Origin of the sequence: Janthinobacterium sp. Ant5-2-1 (genome assembly GCF_001445815.1) — a bacterium.
GTDB lineage: Bacteria > Pseudomonadota > Gammaproteobacteria > Burkholderiales > Burkholderiaceae_D > Janthinobacterium > Janthinobacterium lividum_E.
In genome coordinates this window covers 1-15651 of sequence record NZ_LNCE01000026.1, presented here as the reverse complement: position 1 = coordinate 15651, position 15651 = coordinate 1, and the positions used below count along the sequence as shown (strand labels likewise).

16 protein-coding genes and 1 tRNA gene are annotated in these 15651 nt (G+C 64.2%); 15 read left to right on the top strand and 2 right to left on the bottom strand.

The window, feature by feature from the left end; all coding sequences use genetic code 11:
- Positions 1-6: 6 nt before the first annotated feature.
- The 7 genes from bioA to ASN89_RS09710 all read left to right on the top strand — a co-directional run bounded on the left by bioA (position 7) and on the right by ASN89_RS09710 (position 8465).
- Positions 7-1335 carry an adenosylmethionine--8-amino-7-oxononanoate transaminase gene (bioA, locus tag ASN89_RS09740; protein WP_058049129.1) on the top strand — a complete coding sequence of 443 codons (1329 nt, stop codon included), beginning with the start codon at positions 7-9 and terminating at the stop codon, positions 1333-1335.
- A gap of 1 nt (position 1336) precedes the next feature.
- Entirely contained in the window at positions 1337-2533 is a 1197-nt protein-coding gene (bioF, locus tag ASN89_RS09735; protein WP_058049128.1) for an 8-amino-7-oxononanoate synthase, read from the top strand.
- On the top strand, positions 2523-3314 hold the full coding sequence (gene bioD, locus ASN89_RS09730; RefSeq protein WP_058049127.1) for a dethiobiotin synthase: 792 nt from the start codon (positions 2523-2525) through the stop codon (positions 3312-3314). Before bioF ends, bioD begins: the two co-directional genes overlap by 11 nt.
- Positions 3315-3359: 45 nt before the next feature.
- Complete coding sequence (bioB, locus tag ASN89_RS09725) at positions 3360-4406, top strand: biotin synthase BioB (protein WP_046681747.1); 1047 nt, start codon at positions 3360-3362, stop codon at positions 4404-4406.
- A gap of 163 nt (positions 4407-4569) precedes the next feature.
- Positions 4570-6597 carry an acetyl/propionyl/methylcrotonyl-CoA carboxylase subunit alpha gene (locus ASN89_RS29850; protein WP_058049126.1) on the top strand — a complete coding sequence of 676 codons (2028 nt, stop codon included), beginning with the start codon at positions 4570-4572 and terminating at the stop codon, positions 6595-6597.
- Positions 6598-6607: 10 nt separating this feature from the next.
- Positions 6608-7540: a 2-hydroxyacid dehydrogenase gene (locus tag ASN89_RS09715; RefSeq protein ID WP_058049125.1), complete on the top strand. Its 933-nt coding sequence runs from the start codon at positions 6608-6610 to the stop codon at positions 7538-7540.
- A gap of 1 nt (position 7541) precedes the next feature.
- The gene (locus ASN89_RS09710) at positions 7542-8465 is read left to right on the top strand and encodes a hydroxymethylglutaryl-CoA lyase (RefSeq protein ID WP_058049124.1); all 924 of its coding nucleotides are present in this window, start codon (positions 7542-7544) and stop codon (positions 8463-8465) included.
- Between the two features lie 175 nt (positions 8466-8640).
- Here ASN89_RS09710 and ASN89_RS09705 read toward each other — a convergent pair.
- A tRNA-Pro gene (locus tag ASN89_RS09705) sits at positions 8641-8717 on the bottom strand.
- A gap of 148 nt (positions 8718-8865) precedes the next feature.
- Between ASN89_RS09705 and ASN89_RS09700 the strand changes: the two genes are divergently transcribed.
- A complete protein-coding gene (locus ASN89_RS09700; RefSeq protein ID WP_058049123.1) occupies positions 8866-9516 on the top strand; it encodes a hypothetical protein in 651 nt (216 codons plus the stop codon).
- Between the two features lie 60 nt (positions 9517-9576).
- Here ASN89_RS09700 and rsmI read toward each other — a convergent pair whose 3' ends face one another.
- Positions 9577-10485, bottom strand: a complete 909-nt coding sequence (gene rsmI, locus ASN89_RS09695; RefSeq protein WP_046681752.1) for a 16S rRNA (cytidine(1402)-2'-O)-methyltransferase — start codon at positions 10483-10485, stop codon at positions 9577-9579.
- A 165-nt stretch (positions 10486-10650) separates the two neighbouring features.
- On the opposite strand from rsmI, the gene ASN89_RS09690 reads away from it, so the two are divergent.
- From ASN89_RS09690 to ASN89_RS09660, 7 genes are all read left to right on the top strand, one after another.
- The gene (locus tag ASN89_RS09690; protein ID WP_082654499.1) at positions 10651-11862 is read left to right on the top strand and encodes a penicillin-binding protein activator; all 1212 of its coding nucleotides are present in this window, start codon (positions 10651-10653) and stop codon (positions 11860-11862) included.
- Between the two features lie 9 nt (positions 11863-11871).
- Positions 11872-12231: a YraN family protein gene (locus ASN89_RS09685; protein ID WP_058049121.1), complete on the top strand. Its 360-nt coding sequence runs from the start codon at positions 11872-11874 to the stop codon at positions 12229-12231.
- A gap of 57 nt (positions 12232-12288) precedes the next feature.
- Positions 12289-12885: a phosphoheptose isomerase gene (locus tag ASN89_RS09680; RefSeq protein WP_034752465.1), complete on the top strand. Its 597-nt coding sequence runs from the start codon at positions 12289-12291 to the stop codon at positions 12883-12885.
- A complete protein-coding gene (locus tag ASN89_RS09675; RefSeq protein WP_046681755.1) occupies positions 12878-13561 on the top strand; it encodes a BON domain-containing protein in 684 nt (227 codons plus the stop codon). The genes ASN89_RS09680 and ASN89_RS09675 overlap by 8 nt, the downstream gene beginning before the upstream one ends.
- Before the next feature lie 95 nt (positions 13562-13656).
- A complete protein-coding gene (locus ASN89_RS09670; protein WP_058049120.1) occupies positions 13657-14178 on the top strand; it encodes a peroxiredoxin family protein in 522 nt (173 codons plus the stop codon).
- Positions 14179-14270: 92 nt separating this feature from the next.
- Positions 14271-14861, top strand: a complete 591-nt coding sequence (locus tag ASN89_RS09665) for a sigma-70 family RNA polymerase sigma factor (RefSeq protein WP_058049119.1) — start codon at positions 14271-14273, stop codon at positions 14859-14861.
- Positions 14858-15553, top strand: a complete 696-nt coding sequence (locus tag ASN89_RS09660; protein WP_058049118.1) for an anti-sigma factor domain-containing protein — start codon at positions 14858-14860, stop codon at positions 15551-15553. Before ASN89_RS09665 ends, ASN89_RS09660 begins: the two co-directional genes overlap by 4 nt.
- The last annotated feature ends 98 nt before the right edge of the window (positions 15554-15651 follow it).

Sequence of the window (15651 nt, the reverse complement as noted above, 5' to 3'; positions counted from 1 at the left end):
GCAGTTTTGAAAGCAGAAAAACAATCGGGCTGGGTCGAACGCAGTCTGCGCAGCGTGTGGCATCCGTGCACGCAAATGCAGCATCACGAGACTGTACCGCTCATCCCCGTCAGCCATGGCCGCGGCGCCTGGCTGTACGACCATGAAGGCCGACGCTACCTGGACGCCATCAGCTCCTGGTGGGTGAACCTGTTCGGCCATGCGAATCCGCGCATCAATGCGGAACTCAAGGACCAGCTGGACCGCCTGGAACACGCCATGCTGGCCGGCTTCACGCATGAACCGGTGATCGAGCTGTCGGAAAAACTCTCCGCATTAACCGGCGGCGTGCTCGGTCACAGCTTTTACGCGTCCGATGGGGCATCGGCCGTGGAAATCGCCCTGAAAATGAGTTTTCACGCCTGGCGCAACAGCGGCAAGAGCGAGAAACAGGAATTCGTCTGCCTGAAGGGCAGCTACCACGGCGAAACCATCGGCGCCCTGGCCGTCACGGACGTCGCCCTGTTCAAGGATGCCTACGGCCCCCTGCTGCGCGCCACGCAGACTGTGATGTCGCCCGACTTCCGGCAGGCGCAAGAAGGCGAGTCCGCCGAGGACGTGGCGCGCCGCGCGGCCGCCGAAGTCGAGCAGCTGTTCCAGCAAAAAGCCGACAAGATCGCCGCCATCATCATCGAGCCGCTGGTGCAGTGCGCGACCGGCATGGCCATGCACGATCCGCTGTATTTGTCCTTGGTGCGCGCCCTGTGCGACCGTTATCAAGTCCATTTGATCCTCGATGAAATCGCCGTCGGCTGCGGCCGCACGGGTACCTTCTTTGCGTGCGAGCAGGCCGGCATCTGGCCCGATTTCGTCTGCCTGTCGAAGGGCATCAGCGGCGGCTATCTGCCCCTGTCCCTCGTGATGACGCGCGAAGACATCTACCAGGCGTTCTACAGCACCGACGTGCGCCGCGGCTTCCTGCACTCGCATTCGTACACGGGCAACCCGCTGGCCTGCCGCGCGGCGCTGGCGACCCTGTCGATTTTCGAGGAAGACGATGTGCTGGTGGCCAACCGCGTGCGGGCTGAAAAAATCACGCGCGCCCTGGCGCCGCTGGCGCAGCACGAGCGCGTAAAACACTTCCGCCAGCAGGGCATGATCTGGGCCTTCGATGCGGTGGACGCGGCGCCCGATTTTTCGCGCCGCTTCTTCAGTACGGCGCTGGAACATGAACTGTTGATGCGTCCCATCGGCTCCACCGTCTACCTGATGCCGCCATACATCCTCGACGATGAGGAAATCGCGGGCCTGGGCCAGCAGACCCTGGCCGTCTTCAATCATGTGATCGGGGCCTGAGATGGAACTGATCGCGCGATTACAACAGCAGTTGCAAGGGCTGGAAGAACGCAGCCTGATCCGCCGCCGCCGCACCGTCGACACGCCGTGCGCGCCGCACCTGACGGTCGATGGGCGCAAGATGCTGGCCTTTTGCAGCAATGACTACCTGGGCCTGGCCGCGCATCCGCGCATCGTGGAAGCGCTGAAAGAGGGCGCCGACCTGTATGGCGCCGGCAGCGGCGCTTCGCATTTGATCAGTGGCCACAGCCGCGCGCACGCGCAGCTGGAAGAGCGGCTGGCGGCGTTCGTTGGCGCCAACCTGGAACAGGCGCGTGCCCTGTATTTCTGCACCGGCTACATGGCCAACCTGGCTGTGCTGACGGCCCTGTCGGCGGGCGATGCGGATACCGAGATTTTTTCGGAAGCGCTGAACCACGCTTCGCTGATCGACGGCACGCGCCTGGCCCGCGTCAAGACGCGCGTGTATCCGCACGCGGACCTCGATGCCTTGGCGGCCCTGCTGGCGGCCAGCATGGCACAGACGAAAATCGTCGTCACCGACAGCGTCTTCAGCATGGATGGCGACCTGGCGCCGCTGCCAGCGCTGCTGGCCCTGTGCGAGCGCTATGGCGCCTGGCTGGTGGTCGATGACGCGCACGGATTCGGCGCGCTGGGAGCCGATGGCCGTGGCGCGCTCGAACATTTCAATCTGCGTTCGCCCTACCTCGTGTATGTGGGCACCCTGGGCAAATCGGCCGGCGTGGGCGGCGCCTTTGTGTGCGCGCACGAAGCCGTGATCGACACCCTGATCCAGAAGGCGCGCCCCTACATCTTCACGACGGCGGCCCCGCCCGCGCTGGCGCATGCGCTGCTGGCCAGCCTGGACATCATCGCCGGTGAAGAAGGAAAACAACGCCGGGCTCACTTGGCGGCGCTGGTGACGCAATGGAACGACGGCTTGCAGCTGCAGCGCTGGCAAGCCTTGCCGTCGGTGACCGCCATTCAGCCAGTCATCATCGGCGAGAATGCGGACATGCTGGCCGTCGCCGCCCAACTGTACCAGCAGGGACTGTGGGTCGGCGCCATCCGCCCGCCCACCGTGCCGGCGGGGTCGGCGCGCCTGCGCGTGACCCTGTCGGCCGGCCACACGGCGCAGGAAGTGGCGCAATTGATCAACGCAGTCAACACCCTGGAAAGGACTCGCCATGAGCCTTGATGACCCTATCGTGGCGGACGTGCTGGCGGACCTGGCGCCGGCCGTGCAAACGGCGCCGGCGGCCACCGGCCTGCCATCGCGCTTTGCCTGTTTCGTCACCGGCACCGACACGGAAATCGGCAAGACCTTGACGTCGTCGGCCCTGCTGCACGCGCTGGTCGCGCGCGGCGTGCGCGCCTGCGGCATGAAGCCCGTGGCTGCCGGCGCCGAAATGCGCGACGGCGAACTGCATAATGAAGACGCCGACAGCCTGATCGCCGCCGGCAACGTCACCATGCTGCGCAGCCTGACGACGCCCTATATGCTGAAGGAGCCGGCCGCGCCGCACATCGCCGCCGCGCTTGAAGGCGTGAGCATCGAGTCCGTGCCGATCCTGGCCGCCTACCTGGAAATTGCCGCCGCCTCGGACGCCGTCGTGGTCGAAGGCGTGGGCGGCTTCCGCGTGCCGCTCTCCAGCGATTTCGATTCGGCCGACCTGGCGCAGCAGCTCGATCTGCCCGTGATCCTCGTGGTCGGCATGCGTCTGGGCTGCATCAGCCAGGCCTTGCTGACGGTGGAAGCCATCGAAGCGCGTGGCTTGACGGTCATCGGCTGGGTCGCCAACACCCTGGAAGTGGAAATGCGCTTCCTCGACGAAAATATCGATGCGCTGATCGAGCGCATCCCGGCGCCGCTGCTGGGCAGGGTACCGCGCCTGGCGCAGCCGAGCGCACAAGCGGCGGCGGCGTATCTCGATTTCACCGGCTTGCCCAACTGGCCGGCGCAACAGTCGAACACTTAAACCAAACAATTAATCGTATCCAAAAATAGAAGCGAAGGAATCACCATGTCCGTAGTCCAAGAAGCAGCAAAAACCGTCGAACTGCACCGCCCTGCGGCGCGCATCACCCTGCCCGAAGCGGCCACCTGGCCCATCGATGATGTGCTGGCCCTGTTCGACCTGCCATTCAATGACCTGATGTTCAAGGCCCAGCAAACCCACCGCATCAACTTCCCGGACGGCGACGTGGAACTGGCGACCCTGTTGTCGATCAAGACGGGCGGCTGCGAGGAAGACTGCGGCTACTGCCCGCAGGCGGCCCGCTACGACACGGGCGTGGAAGCAAAAAAAATTCTCGACATCGACACCGTGCTCGACGCGGCCCGCCAGGCGAAAGCCAACGGCGCCACGCGCTTCTGCATGGGCGCCGCCTGGCGTGGCCCGAAGGACCGCGACATGGACAAGGTCGAAGAAATGGTCAGCAAAGTCAAAGCGCTGGGCCTGGAAACCTGCGCCACCTTGGGCATGCTGGAAGAGGGACAAGCGGACCGCCTGAAAAACGCGGGCCTGGACTTCTATAACCACAACCTCGATACGGCGCCCGAGTTCTACGACAACGTCATCTCGACGCGCGAATACCAGGACCGCCTGGACACCCTGGGCCGCGTGCGCGAAGCGGGCTTGAAAGTATGCTGCGGCGGCATCGTCGGCATGGGCGAGACGCGCTTGCAACGCGCGGGCCTGATCGCCCAGCTGGCGAACCTGAATCCGTACCCGGAATCGGTGCCCGTCAACCACCTGGTGCAGGTGGAAGGCACGCCTTTGTTTGGCCTGGAAGCGCTGGACCCGTTCGAATTCGTGCGCACGATCGCCGTGGCCCGCATCACCATGCCGAAAGCGCGCGTGCGTTTGTCGGCCGGCCGCCGCCAGATGGGCGAAGCCGTGCAAGCCATGTGCTTCCTGGCTGGCGCCAACTCCATCTTCTACGGCGACAAGCTGCTCACCACCGACAACCCGGAAGCGGAAGACGACCGCGTCTTGCTGGGCAAACTGGGCTTGCAGACGCGCGGCGCCATGCTCGAATCGGTACAGAAAGAGAAGTGCGGCTGCTGATGACAGCCTTGTCGGGTTACGCCGTGCCGGCTGACCCGACCTACGATATCCAGCCTCACCAATGCGTAGGTCGGTTTGGCGCGTAGCGCGTAAGCCGACACACCAGCAGACAAGGTCCGCCAAGAGACAGCTGCCCCTTTTTGAGAGAATAGAGAGAGAGACCATGTTCACTAAAATCCTGATCGCCAACCGCGGCGAAATCGCTTGCCGTGTCGCCGCTACCGCGCGCCGCATGGGCATCCAGACCGTCGCCGTGTATTCGGAAGCGGACGCCAATGCCAAGCACGTCGCCGTGTGCGACGAAGCCGTCTTGATCGGCCCCGCGCCGGCCAAGGAAAGCTATCTGTGCGGCGACAAGATCATCGCCGTGGCGCTGGCGACAGGTGCGCAGGCGATCCACCCCGGCTATGGTTTCCTCTCCGAGAACGCCGACTTCGCCGACGCCTGTCAGGCAGCGGGCCTCGTCTTCATCGGTCCGCCGGCATCGGCCATGCGCGCCATGGGTTCGAAGTCGGCCGCCAAGTCGCTGATGGAAAAAGCCAATGTGCCGCTGGTGCCCGGCTACCACGGCGAAGAACAGGATGCGGACTTCCTGCATGGGCAGGCCGACAAGATCGGCTACCCCGTCCTGCTGAAGGCCTCGGCCGGTGGCGGTGGCAAGGGCATGCGCGTCATCGAGCATTCCGATGATTTCAAGGCCGCGCTGGCCTCGTGCAAGCGCGAAGCGATCAGCTCTTTCGGCGACGACAAGGTGCTGGCCGAAAAATACCTGTCGCGTCCGCGGCATATCGAAATCCAGGTGTTTGCCGATACCCTGGGCAACTGCATTTATTTGTTCGAGCGCGATTGCTCGGTGCAGCGCCGTCACCAGAAAGTGCTGGAAGAAGCACCGGCGCCGGGCATGTCTGCCGAGCGCCGCGCCGCCATGGGCGAAGCAGCCGTCGCCGCCGCCAAGGCCGTCGGCTATGTCGGTGCGGGCACGGTGGAATTCATCGCCAACCAGGATGGCTCGTTCTACTTCATGGAGATGAACACGCGCCTGCAGGTGGAACACCCGGTGACGGAAATGATCACCGGCACCGACCTGGTGGAATGGCAGCTGCGCGTCGCCTTTGGCGAACCGCTGCCGAAAAAACAAAATGAACTGACGATCCACGGCCACGCCATCGAAGCGCGCATCTATGCGGAAAATCCGGAGAAGGGTTTCCTGCCATCGATCGGCACCCTGCGCCACATGCAGTCGCCGTCGGCCGTCACGTTCGAGCTCGGTGGCACGACAGTTCCCGCCGCCGTGCGCATCGATTCGGGCGTGCGCGAAGGCGATGCGATCTCGCCATTCTATGACCCGATGATCGCCAAGCTGATTGTCTGGGGCGCGGACCGTCGCGAAGCGCTGGCACGCATGGCGCAGGCGCTGTCCGACTACCAGATCGTCGGCCTGGCCAGCAATATCGCCTTTTTGAAACGCCTCGTCGAAGGCCAGGCATTTGCCAGCGCCGATCTCGATACGGGCCTCATCGAGCGCAATCAAGCGTCGCTGTTCCCCGCCCTGCAGGCGGCGCCCGACACGGCCCTAGCACTGGCGTCCGTCGCCCTGCTGCTGGAAGAAAAAGCGGCGGCCGAAACGCAATCGGCCCACCGCGCCGACCCGTGGGGCAATGCCCTGGGCTGGCGTCTGAACAGCACCCTGGGTCGCAGCCTGTCGTTCGCCGATGAATTCACCTTGGCCGGCGAGGGCAAGGCCTACGCGGCACGCGTTGCCTACAAGACGGATGGCTGGCTGTTCAACGGCCATCCCTTGAGCCTGACGGCGCACACAGGCAACGAGCTGCACATCAAGCTGGGCGAGCGTGCCGTACATGGCACCGTGCTGCGCGACGGTGAGCAGTTCCACGTATTTACCAACGGCTTGCACCACACCCTGCACTACAACGATCCGATGGCGCATGCGGGCGAAGTGGAAGCGGAGGGCGGGCGACTGACGGCGCCGATGCCGGGCAAGGTCGTCGCCGTACTGGTGAACAAGGGCCAGGACGTCAAGAAGGGCGAGCCTTTGGTCATCATGGAAGCGATGAAGATGGAGCACACGATCGCCGCGCCGCACGACGGTCTGGTGGAAGACGTGCTGTATGCGGTCGGCGACCAGGTGGCCGATGGTGCGCCGCTGCTGGCCTTCAAGGCTGCCGCATAAAGGTAAGCACATGCGCATCCTGTTACAACGTTCGGACGGCAAGGAAGCGGCGTGGATCAGCGACTTGCGCGGCTTGCTGCCCGAAGCCGACATTATCTTCTGGCGCGAAGGCGAAGCGGTTGAACCATGCGACTACGCCGTCGTGTGGCAGCCGCCCGCCGCCATGCTGCCCGAACTGGCGAACGTCAAGGCCATTTTCAACACGGGCGCCGGCGTCGACGCGCTGTTGAAGTTTGGCGACGCGCTGCCGGCCCATGTGCCGCTGGTCCGTCTCGATGACGCGGGCATGGGCGTGCAAATGGCCGAATATGTAAGCCACGCCGTGCTGCGCCACTTCCGCCGTTTCGACGATTACGAGGCGCAGGGCCGCGCCGGCATCTGGCAGCCGCTGCCTGCCTTCGACAAGACGGATTTCCCCGTCGGCGTGCTGGGCATGGGCGTGCTGGGCACGCGCGTGCTGCAAGCGCTGGCGCAGTTCGAATTCCCGCTGCGCGGATGGAGCCGCAGCCCAAAACATGCCGATGGCGTGCAATGCTATGCAGGCGAAGAGGGGCTCGAAGCATTTTTGCGCGGTACGCGCGTGCTCGTGTGCATGCTGCCGCTCACGCCCGACACGCACAACCTGCTCGACCGCACCCGCCTGTCGATGCTGCTGCCAGGCGCCTACGTCATCAACGTGGCGCGCGGCGCGCATATCGCCGAACCAGATTTGCTGACGCTGATCCGCTCAGGGCATATCGCCGGCGCGACACTTGACGTGTTCCGCAACGAGCCGCTGCCGCAGCAGCACCCGTTCTGGCAAGAACCGCGCATCACCATCACGCCGCATATTTCAGCCGCCACCCTGCGCCGCGAAAGCGTGGCGCAGATCGCCGCCAAGATGCGCCGCCTGCAAGCCGGAGAAGTCGTCGCCGGCATCGTCAACCGTTTGCAAGGATATTGAGATGAACCCTACTACCAGTCTGCCCAAGCAGGTCAAGATCGTCGAAGTGGGCCCGCGCGACGGCCTGCAAAACGAAAAGGAAACCATCAGCGCCGCCGTCAAGATCGAACTGGTCGACCGCCTGACGCAGGCCGGCTTCGCCAATATCGAGGCGGCGTCGTTCGTCTCGCCGAAATGGGTGCCGCAGATGGCCACCAGCGCGGAAGTGATGGAAAAGATCGCGCGCCGCGCCGGCACGATTTATTCGGCGCTGACGCCGAACATGCAAGGCTTTGACGCAGCGCTGGCGGCGAAGGCCGATGAAGTGGTGATCTTCGGTTCTGCGTCCGAGGCCTTCTCGCAAAAGAACATCAACTGCTCGATCGCCGAATCGATCGCCCGCTTCGAAGGCGTGGCGAAAGCGGCCAAGGAACACGGCCTGCGCCTGCGCGGCAGCATCAGCTGCGCTTTCGGCTGCCCCTACCAGGGAGACGTGCCGCTGGACGCCGTGGCCGACGTGGTGGGCCGCATGCGCGACCTCGGTTGCGACGAGATCGACATCGCCGACACCATCGGCGTGGCCACGCCGCGCAAGACGCAGGCGGTGATGGAGCGCGCGATTGCCGCCTTTCACGTGGACGGGCTGTCCGGCCACTTCCACGATACCTATGGCCAGGCGCTGGCGAATATCTACGCCAGCCTGGAAACGGGCATCGCCATCTATCACTCGTCCGTGTCCGGCCTGGGCGGCTGCCCGTACGCCAAGGGCGCCACCGGCAACGTGGCCACCGAGGACGTGCTGTACATGATGCAGGGGCTGGGGATCGCCACCGGCATCGACCTGGACCTGGTGGTGGACGCGGGGCAGTTCATCTCGCAGCAGCTGGGGCGCAAGGGGTCGAGCCGCGCCGGCAACGCCATTGCGGCGAAGCGCGCCGCTGTTTGAGCGTAGGTCGGACTAGCGCGGCAAGGCCGCGCGTAATCCGACGCCACCAGGGCCAGGGTCAACACTGTTGTCGGGTTACGCGCTGCGCGCTAACCCGACCTACCCCGGCCGATCCCGACCGTACGGACGAAAAAAAACCCAAGAGCCTAAACTCTTGGGTTTTTTTCTACAAATTTGGTCGGAGTACAAGGATTCGAACCTTGGACCCCCTGGTCCCAAACCAGGTGCGCTACCGGGCTGCGCCACACTCCGAAGACCAAGATAATACAGGCCGTATCGACTTCGGTCAAGGGTCAGGTGAAACTCTGTGTAAATTATTTACGCGCGGCACTAAGACCCATGTATTTTTCAACATGCCGGAAATATGCGACACTGGCTTGGCAAGTTTTCCCGATCAGACATGAAGGCGACGACGGCAATGGAGTTCAGGATAGAAAGAAGCGGCGGCGGCCAGCCCGTGCCGAACCGCCGCGGCATCGTGCTGGGCATCGCCGTGTCCTTGCTGCTGCATGGCGCCTTGATCACTCTGTGGCGCCACGTGCAGCCAGCAGCGCCACCGGACACGGCCCCGCGCGTGGAGTCGATCGCCGTGTGGATACGTCCGCTGGCCGCCAGGCCGCCCCCGCCGCCCGTCGAAGTCGTCAAGCCGAAGCGCGAGCCCAAGCCCATCAGCAAGCCGAAACTCGCCACTGCCCGGGAAACGCCGGCGGCGGCCACGGCGCCAGCATCGACCCCGCAAGCCATCACGGTCGTGCCGGCATCACCGGCCACGCCGGCGGCCAGTCCCGATACCATCACGCAAGAAACCCCGAAATTCGACATGGAAGCGGCCAGGAGGACGGCGCGCAAGATGGCGGGCGAGCGCGATCCATCCAAGGTGGGCACGGCCGTGGGGCAAATTCCCGACAAGCCGCTGCAAACGGAAACCCAGCTGGCGCGCGACATCGCGCAAGGCAAGCGCGGCGATTGCCGCACCGCCTACTCAGGCGCAGGCTTGCTGGCGCCCGTGTTGATGTTGTTGGACAAGAAGGATAGCGGCTGCAAGTGGTGAGCCTGACAACATACCCAGATTGGGTACGACCATACCCAATCTGGGTATTTCGCGGTCACTTTATTCCTGCCCCTTCAACTGCAAGGCCCGCTCATACAAGGCGTTTTTCTTGCGGCCCGTGATCTGCGCCGTCAGATTCGCCGCCTGCTTGACGCTGCATTCGGCCAGCAAGATGTTCAGAATGCGCTCCGCTTCCACGTCTTCCGCGTCCTGCGCTTCCGTCGCCCCTTCCAGCAGGACGACGAATTCTCCCTTTTCGCGGTGCGCGTCGGCGCGGATCCAGCTTTCCGCTTCGGACAGGGGACAGCGGTGGATTTCCTCGAACAGTTTCGTCAGCTCGCGCGCGAACACCACCTGGCGCGTCGGTTCGAACGCTTCCACCAGGGCCGTAGCGCAATCGAGGATGCGGTGCGGCGCCTCATAAAACACCATCGTCGCCGTCACGCCGCGCAAGCTGTGCAGCATGTTTTCACGCTGCTTGGCCTTGGCTGGCAGGAAGCCGACAAAGTAGAACTGGTCGTTCAACAGGCCGCTGGCGGAAATGGCGGTGATCGCCGCTGACGGGCCGGGCAGGGGCAGCACGCGCAGGCCGGCCGCGCGCACGGCGTCGACGATGCGCGCGCCGGGGTCGGACACGGCGGGCGTGCCCGCGTCGGAAACGAGGGCGATGCGCTCGCCGGCGTGCAGGCGGGCGATCAGGGTCTGCGCCACTTCGCGTTCGTTATGTTGATGCGCCGCAATCAGAGGCTTGTTCAAGCCAAAGCGCGTCAGCAGGTGCGCCGTGTTGCGCGTATCTTCACAGGCGACGGCATCGGCAAGGCTCAGCAAATGCAGCGCGCGCAGGCTGATATCGGTCACATTACCGATCGGCGTGGCCACTATATACAATGTTGCGATAGGATAGACCTGGTGCGCCGCCTCTGTCATGATGGGCAGGCTGGCGATGGAACTGATTTCTTGTACGGTCATTTTGGAGGTTAAATGCTTGCTAATAGTGTGAAGTTACTGCTTGTTTGTGCCGCGACCGGCATGCTGAGCGCTTGCAGCACGCCTTGCGACGCGCCCGGGCAATTGTGCGCGCCTATTGAATCTAACACAAGGGCGCTACCGCCACCGAAGCCGCTGCCTCCGCCCGTGCCGCCCAAGCCGCCCGCACCCGAACCTGTGACGTTTGCCGTGGCTGTGCCCGATATTACCGCCTACGACGGCAACGGCGCCCCGTTGGCGCCCATCAACACCAAGCCGGCCACCGGCACGCCGCAAGACATGCCGGCCGCCACGGCGCCGGCGCCGTCCGACGGCAAGGTCCACCACATCGGCCTGCTGCTGCCGCTGCGCTCCGCTTCCCTGGGGCCGGCCGCCGAATTGCTGCGCGCCGGCTTCATGGCCGCGTACGAACGCGACCGCAGCGGCTTTGAAGTGACGGTGATCGATACGGGCGACGGCAGCAGCGACGTGCTGAACAAATTTGCGCAAGCACAGGAAGAGCAGGACATCGTCGTCGGTCCTTTGTCGCGCTCGGCCGTCACGGCCGTGGCGAATAGCGACCTGGTACGCAAGCCGACGATCGCCCTGAACCACCCGGACAACCGCGGCGAGGCGCGCCTGCCGGCCAAGCTGCTGGTGATGGGCCTGTCGATCGAGGCGGAAGCACGCCAGGTCGCCGCCTGGGCCGCCAGCGAACAGCCGGGCGCCAGCGCGCTGATCCTGTCGGCCGGTTCGCCCTCGCAGCGCCGCATCAGCGCCGCCTTCAAGCAGGAATGGCTGCGCCAGGGCGGCAAGATCGAGACGATGGACTTGACGGCCACGAATGGCTACCTGAGCGATGCGGAACTGGTGCAGCTGCGCGCGCGCCTGGCCGCCACGCCGCCGGGCCTGCTGTTTGCCGCGCTCGACGCCGACCAGGCGCGCCAGCTGCGCGTAGCCATCGGCGGCGATTTGCCCCTGTATGGCACCTCGTCACTGAATCCCGGCGCCGGGCGCGGCGCCAGCGGCCCCGAACTCGACGGCGCGCGCCTGCTGGACCTGCCATGGCAAGTGCAGCGCGACCATCCGCAAGTGATGGTGTATCCACAGCCGGAACAGCCTGCCGAACGCCGCCTGACGGCCGACATGGAACGTCTGTACGCGCTGGGCATCGATGCCTTCCGCGTGGCGCGCGAAGTGGCGCTGCGGCCGAACGCGCCATTTACCCTCGATGGCGTGACGGGCCGTCTGGCCGTGCGCTTCGAGAATGATCAAAGCGTGTTCGAGCGCACGGAACAGGCCGCCACCTATCAGCAGGGCGTGCTGGGCACCTGGCCACCGGCCGCGCCGGCGCCTGTCGCCGTGCCGCCGGCCCAATAAGGATACGCCATGCCACCCCTGCCTTTCCAGAATAAACAGGCACGGGGACGGCAAGGGGAAGACGATGCGCTCGCGTATCTGCTGCTGCAAGGCCTGGTGCTGCTGGAGCGTAACTATCTGTGCAAGGGCGGCGAACTGGACCTGATCATGCGCGATGGCGCATCGGTCGTCTTCGTCGAAGTACGGCTACGCAGCAGTGCGGCCTTCGGCGGCGCCCTGGCCAGCATCACCCCAGCCAAGCAGCGGCGCATGACGGTGGCCGCGCAAACCTGGCTGCTGGGGCAAAAAACCGTGCCGCCCTGCCGTTTCGACGCGCTGGCCATCGATGGCGGGCGCATCAGCTGGCTGAAGAACATCCTCGATATGTAAGCATTTTTAACAGTGCTTGTCCGCCATGCCGCGCGCCTGCACTATAATCGGCAGACTATGAATAATCAACGCATCCTCTCGCACTTCCACGAAAGTGCCGAACTCAAGATCCAGGCCGCCACCGTACTGGCGCAACCCATTGCGCAGGCGATCGACCTGATGTTTTATGCATTGTCCAACGGCAACAAGATCCTCGCCTGCGGCAACGGCGGTTCCGCCGCCGACTGCCAGCATTTCGCGGCCGAGCTGGTCGGGCGCTTCGAACGCGAGCGCTTTCCCCTGCCGGCCCTGGCGCTGACGACGGATACGTCGATCCTGACGGCCGTGGCCAACGACTACAGCTACCGCGAGATCTTCTCGAAGCAGGTGCAGGCCTTCGGCCAAGCCGGCGATATCCTGCTGGCCATCTCCACGTCGGGCAATTCGGCCAACGTGATGGCCGCCGTGGAAGCGGCGCTCGAGCGCGAAATGCGCGTCGTGGCGCTGACGGGCAAGGACGGCGGCGCCATCGGCAAGATGCTGACGGACGCCGACGTGCATATCTGCGTGCCGGCCGAGCGCACGGCGCGCATCCAGGAAGTCCACCTGACCACCATACATTGCATCTGCGACGGCATCGATGTCGCGCTATTCGGAGGAGACGTGAATGACTAAATTCGGTACTGGCCCAGGCTGGAAACGCGTACAACGCCCGCTGGCCACCGCACTGCTGTGCGGCGCCATGCTTACCTCGCTCACCGGCTGCATCGAATTGATGGTCGGCGGCGCGGTGATGGGCGGCGTTGCCGCAGCGGACCGCCGCACCCTGGGCGCCCAGACCGAAGACAAGTCGATCGCCCTCAAAGGCGAGTCGCGCATCCCCTCCATCGTCGGCGACGTGGGCCACGTCAACGTCACCAGCTTCAACCGCCGCGTCCTGCTGACGGGCGAAGTGCGCGACGAGGCGATGAAAAATGCCGTCGAGCGCGAAGTGCGCAATATCGAAGGCGTGGAATCGGTGGCCAATGAATTGATCATCGCCGGTCCGGCCAGCTACACCTCGCGCTCGAACGACGCGCTGATCACCACCAAGGTCAAGGCCAGCCTGGTCGACATGAAAACCATCTCGGCCGCCTCGTTCAAGGTCGTCACGGAAAACGCCACCGTCTTCCTGATGGGCCGGGTCACCCAGCGCGAAGGCACGGTCGCGGCCGACGTGGCGCGCGGCGTGGGCGGCGTGCAGAAAGTGGTCAAGCTGTTCGACTACATTTCGGAAGCGGAACTGAAGCAATTGCAGCCCGAGCCGGCGCCAGCACGCACTACCAGCACCGGCGACACGGCGCAGCAATAAGCGCCGCCTCCGAACGCCGCCTCCGTTTGACCTACGGCTTTGATGCGGCGATACGGCTATAATGGCCGCATCGTCGCGCTTTTCAAATGAAAACCATGTCAACTTCGCCATCCACAAGCAAGTCCTGGATCAAGCCAGCCCTGATCGCCGTCCTCGTGGCGGGCGTGGCGGCGGCAGGCTATCTGTCGCTCAATGACAAGCAAAGCGCGCCGGACGTGACCTTCCACGGCATCCATGGCGAAAAAATCACGTCGGCGAGCCTGCGCGGCAAGGTCGTGATGGTCAATTTCTGGGCCACCTCGTGCACCACCTGCGTGGCGGAAATGCCGGACATGGTCGACACCTACAACAAGTACAAGGGGCAGGGACTGGAATTCGTGGCCGTGGCCATGAAATACGATCCGGCCAACTACGTGCTGAACTTCGCCGAAACGCGCCAGCTGCCGTTCAAGGTGGCGCTCGACGTGACGGGCGAGGCGGCCAAGGCGTATGGCGACGTGGCCCTCACGCCCACCACCTTCGTGCTCGACAAGCAGGGCAAGATCCTCAAGCGCTACGTGGGCAAGCCGGAATTCGCCGAACTGCACAAGCTGCTTGAATCTGCTATCGCCGGCTAAGGCTCGGCACCGCACAAAACCTTGTTGCCAAGTGTTATCAACCTGTTATAACCTTCCCAGGCGTGATCCCACTCACCTTGTGAAGGCCAGCCGTGCCCCTAGCCGCTCAATCGCTCGACCCGCAGCAACTGAAAACCTGGCTGCTCGCCACCGGCAACAAGGACGCCACCGCGTTCCGCCAGCTATATAACTCCACCTCATCGAAACTGTTTGGCTTCGCGCTGCGTATATTGCATAAGCAAGAGCTCGCAGAAGAAGCCTTGCAAGAGGGTTTCGTCGCCATCTGGAACAACGCCGCCACGTATCAAAGCCATCTGGCGGCGCCGATGACCTGGATGGCCACCATCGTGCGCAACAAGGCGTTCGATATGCTGCGGCGCAGCGACGATACCGTGGAAATCGATGCCGAACAGTTTGATAGCGAAGTCATGAATGCACTCCGAGACCCCCAGGCCACGCCGATCGAGTCACTGCAACTGAGCGGTGACGCCAAGGCGCTGGCGTTTTGCATGTCCGCCCTGGAAGGGCTGCACCGGCAGGTGGTCGCCCTGGCGTTCTATCATGACCTGTCGCACAGCGAAGTGGCGCAGCAGATGTCGCTGCCGATCGGCACCGTGAAGACCTGGATACGCCGCAGCCTGGAACGGCTGCGCACGTGTCTGGCGAAACGGGAGGCATCATGAATATCCGCGGCAATGACACCCTGCGCCAGAAACTGGCGTCCGAATACGTGCTGGGCACGCTGAAAGGGGGCGCGCGGCGGCGTTTCGAAGGCTGGCTGCACAACGACGCCGACTTGCGCAATATCACGGCCGAATGGCGCCAGCGCCTGGAACCGATGGCGGAATTTGCCACGCCCGTGGCGCCGCCCAAGCGCGTGTGGCAGCAGATCGAACAGCGCCTGCACCTGAAGCCGCAGGGCGGCTGGTCGTGGTTGCGCGATTCGCTGTCGTTCTGGCGTTCGCTGGGCATGACGTCGAGCGCCATCGCCGCGCTGCTGGTCATCGTCGTGGCCACGCGCGTGATGGATGCGCCGCAAATCAGCTATGTGGCCAGCCTGACGGACGAGAAGGCGCAAACGGCCCTGCTGCTGACGGCCGACAGCCGCCACGGCGCCCTTGAGGTGCGCATGGTCGGCAACGCGCCCGTACCGAGCGATAAGGACCTGGAACTGTGGGCCGTGCCGAAGAGCGGCAACCCGCGCTCCCTGGGTTTATTGGCCGACAAGGGCAACGTGAAACTGGCCTTGTCCCAGCGCGCCATCGGCAACGACGTGGCCTTGCTGGCCGTCACCCTGGAGCCGAAAGGCGGTTCGCCGAATCCGGACGGACCGACGGGGCCGATTTTGTATAAAGGTAACTGGGTGAAAATCTAACCCGAAAGCAAAAATCCGGGGTCAGACCCGCCGGGTCTGACCCCAGCAGTTGATTTAGGGTGTCGATTTATTTGGGATACAGAATCATCTGCGTGCAG